Source organism: Flavobacterium sp., from assembly GCF_029242675.1.
GTDB lineage: Bacteria > Bacteroidota > Bacteroidia > Flavobacteriales > Flavobacteriaceae > Flavobacterium.
In genome coordinates, this window is the sequence record NZ_JAQWTM010000401.1 from 1 (window position 1) to 3,687 (window position 3,687).

Below are 3,687 nucleotides of genomic sequence, written 5' to 3' on the forward strand. Positions count from 1 at the left end.
AAAAAAGCTACTTATTTATTATCATTTTATTTTGCTTATACAACAACACGGTTGCACAAGATTTTCAATGGGTTGGACAAGTAAACGGTATTGAAGACAAGACTGAAACAGCAAATTTTATTGAAGTAGATAAAAATGGAGATTCGTACACGTTAGGAATGTCGCATTCAAGTACGTTTGATGTTGATCCAACAAAAAATGGTGTTAAATTAATTAATAATCAGAGTTCTTTTTTTCCTAATCCAAATGGTATTTATTTAACTAAAGTAAATACCAACGGAGGTTTTATTTGGGGGAAATCATTAAGTACTCTTAAAGATGAGGATAAAGTTCTTGGCTTAAAATTGGATTCTAAAGGGAATATTTATGTTTTGGCTTTTATTTCAGAATTATATCAAAACCAAACGTTGATTTATGGATATGGTTTTATAAATGTTATTAAAATGGATCCTAATGGTAATGAACTTTACAGGCATAAATTTCAAAATCTAGGAAATATTAACGCTGGTAAACTTTATGCAAATGCCTGCTTTGATTTGGATTCCGCAGACAACATATATGTTTCTGGAACATTTCAAAATACAGTAATACTAGATTCAAACTCTCAAAATAATCTTACCGCAAATGGAAATTCAACTTACCTATTTAAACTAAATCAAAGTGGTACCATTTTATGGTCTAAAAATTTAAATTATTCCTTGTCAGGTAAGATTGTATTAAAAATGGACTCTAATGATAAAATTACTTTAGTTTTTAATAGCTTTGGTAGCGGGAATAATGATTATCCACTAAATGTGCTAAAGTTGAATAGTACAAACGGTAATCAAATTTGGTTAAAATCTATTGTGAATGCCGTACTAAGTAATTTTTCATTGGATGTAAACGATAACTTTGTAATTTTAGGGTATGCACCTAACAGTAATTTAGTTGATCTAGATCCTGACCCAAACCAAACGATTCCTATTCAAGACCAGAGTTTTATATTGTTTTTAGATGCGATTGGTACCTACACGGACTCAAAACTATTTGATTCGCTCTTACTATTTACAACTATTGACATTGACAGTCTGAACAATTATCATTTTGGGGGTGTCTATACAAGCACCGTAGCAGGTTACATTGCAAGCACTAGCGTGGATCTTGATCCCTCTTCAAATGATTATTTCTTAACGACAACAGCAACTTTCAGTGATGGATTTTATTTAAAACTTGATGCTACTAGATTGTTTTCTCAAGCGTATATTATTGGCTCTTCTCCGGTAACAAATACAACCTGTTACTATTCCGGAGTTAACGAATTAAAAGTACAAGATGAAAATATTTTTATAGCGGGAAATTTTGGTGGGCAATGTGATTTAGATCCTTCATTACTAACTTCATATTTGTTAAATTCTTTCAATCAAAATGTTATTAATTTTGACGGATTTATTTTAAAAATAGCAAACTGCAACAGTTTAGCTCCAGTTGCTCCTAGTTCACAAACATTTTGTTCGGCACAAAATCCATCGATTAGTGATTTACTTCCAAACACTACTGGTATTAAATGGTACGATTCTGAAACAAGTACAAATCAATTAAACACTACAATTCCCTTATTAAATGGACAAACGTACTATGCATCAAAAGAAAGTGGTAGTTGTCCTGCAAGTTCTAGAGTAGCAGTAACGGTAGCAGTGACTCAATCTCCTGCTGCTCCAATTACGACAAACCAACAATTTTGCAAAGACGTAAATGCTACAATTTCAAATTTAAATGCTACGGGTCAAAACATACAATGGTATTCATCGCTTACTGAACCGGCTAGTTTACCAACCGATACTTTGTTGCAAACCAACACTAATTATTATGCTACACAAACAGTAAATGGCTGTGAAAGTAGTAGATTAGTAGTAAACGTAACTATCAATTCCGTTTCAGTACCTATTTTAAATTCACCACAAAACTTTTGCGTGCAACAAAATGCTGAGATAAATACTATCGTTGTAACTGGACAAAATATCAAGTGGTACGATGCAGCTACAGGTGGAAACGTACTTTCAACGAATTCTAGTTTAGTAAGTGGGCAAACATATTATGCTTCTCAAACAACTAACAATTGCGAAAGTTTACGTGCTCCTGTTTTAATTAACATTCAAAATACGCCAGCTCCAACAGGAGGTTCAAACCAAAGTTTTTGTTCCACTCAAAATCCGACAGTAAATGATATTGTTATAAATGGGACTGATATAAAATGGTATGGTTCCAATGCAAGCACAATAGCAATTTTAAATACAACGCAATTAGTAAATGGTAGTACTTACTATGCTGCTCAAGTAGTAAATAATTGCGAAAGCATCAGTCGATTACCGATTACAGTAAATTTAATTAGTAATCTTAATGCGAATGACTATTCTGAAACAATATGCGATAATTTAAACGATGGTTTGGAGACAATTGATTTATCAAATTACAACTCTAGTTTAATTGCAAACCCCATAAATTGTACTTTTGAATACTACAGCTCTTTATCGAGCGCGACAAATCAAACAAACTCTGATTTAATTACGACCATTTCAAATTATAAATTAGCGACCGGGACCACTACTTTTTTTGTTAGAATTATTTCCTCTAATGGTTGTCATCAAATTGTTAAACTAAGTATCGCATTAGTTAGCAAACCAATTATTGCTATCAACGATATAGTACCTATTTGTGCGAATCAAAATACTACTATTGATGCAGGTTCAGGTTTTGATAGCTACATTTGGTCAACAGGATCTAATGCGCAAAGTATTACGGTAGCCCAAGAAGGAACGTATTCAGTGACGGTGACAAAAAACTACGGAACAACAACTTGTTCCTCTACAAAAGATTTCAATGTTGTTTTGTCAAATGTTGCAACTATTTCGAATATTGAGACACAAGATTGGACCGATAACGAAAACAGTATTACTGTGTTTACAAGTTCCAATAGCTACGGTAATTATGAATTTTCACTTGATGGAATTAATTACCAAGATAGCAATGTTTTTTCGGGATTAATTAGTGGAGCCTATACTGTTCATGTTCGTGATAAAAATGGTTGTGGAATTGCTAAAGATGACCTTTTTTTACTCATGTATCCAAAATTTTTCACTCCAAATCAGGATGGATTTAATGATACATGGGCCATACAATTTTCAAATAACGAACCAAACTTAAAAGTTGCTATTTTTGATCGATACGGTAAACTTTTAAAAACATTAAATAGTACAAATTCTTGGGATGGTAAATTCAATGGTAATGAACTTCCTTCTACTGATTATTGGTTTGTAGTTACTCGAGAAAATGGAAAAGAATATAGAGGTCATTTTACTTTAAAAAGATAAAAGTAGTTACTGTTTGCCGTATAGGAAGATTAGGAAATTAGAGTAAATGCCATTTTAATATTGCATTTGCTTCAAGCCGAAAACATTTGGTTCCGTACGTCTTAAATCAAAGCAAAAGTACAGACGCTGGCATAATAAAAACGATAGATTAGCATTTAACCACAACAAATTAAGAACTAAATATGGCAGTTAAATACGTAAAGGATTTAAAAATAAAGATTGGACTCTTACCAGTAGATTTCAAATGGTTGTTTTGGTTTTCGGTAGTGGTAGTTGTACCTAGTATTTCTATTTTAATATTTGCTCGAGAACAGTTGTATGAATTACTAATTCCGTATAC

Annotated in this window: 1 protein-coding gene; it reads left to right on the forward strand. The window is 32.3% G+C overall.

Features of this window, described 5'->3' with window-relative positions; translation table 11 throughout:
• Nucleotides 1–3,347 (forward strand): T9SS type B sorting domain-containing protein (locus P8M54_RS14875; RefSeq protein ID WP_300288794.1); only part of this gene is annotated, 3,347 nt, incomplete at its 5' end.
• Between the last annotated feature and the right edge of the window lie 340 nt (nucleotides 3,348–3,687).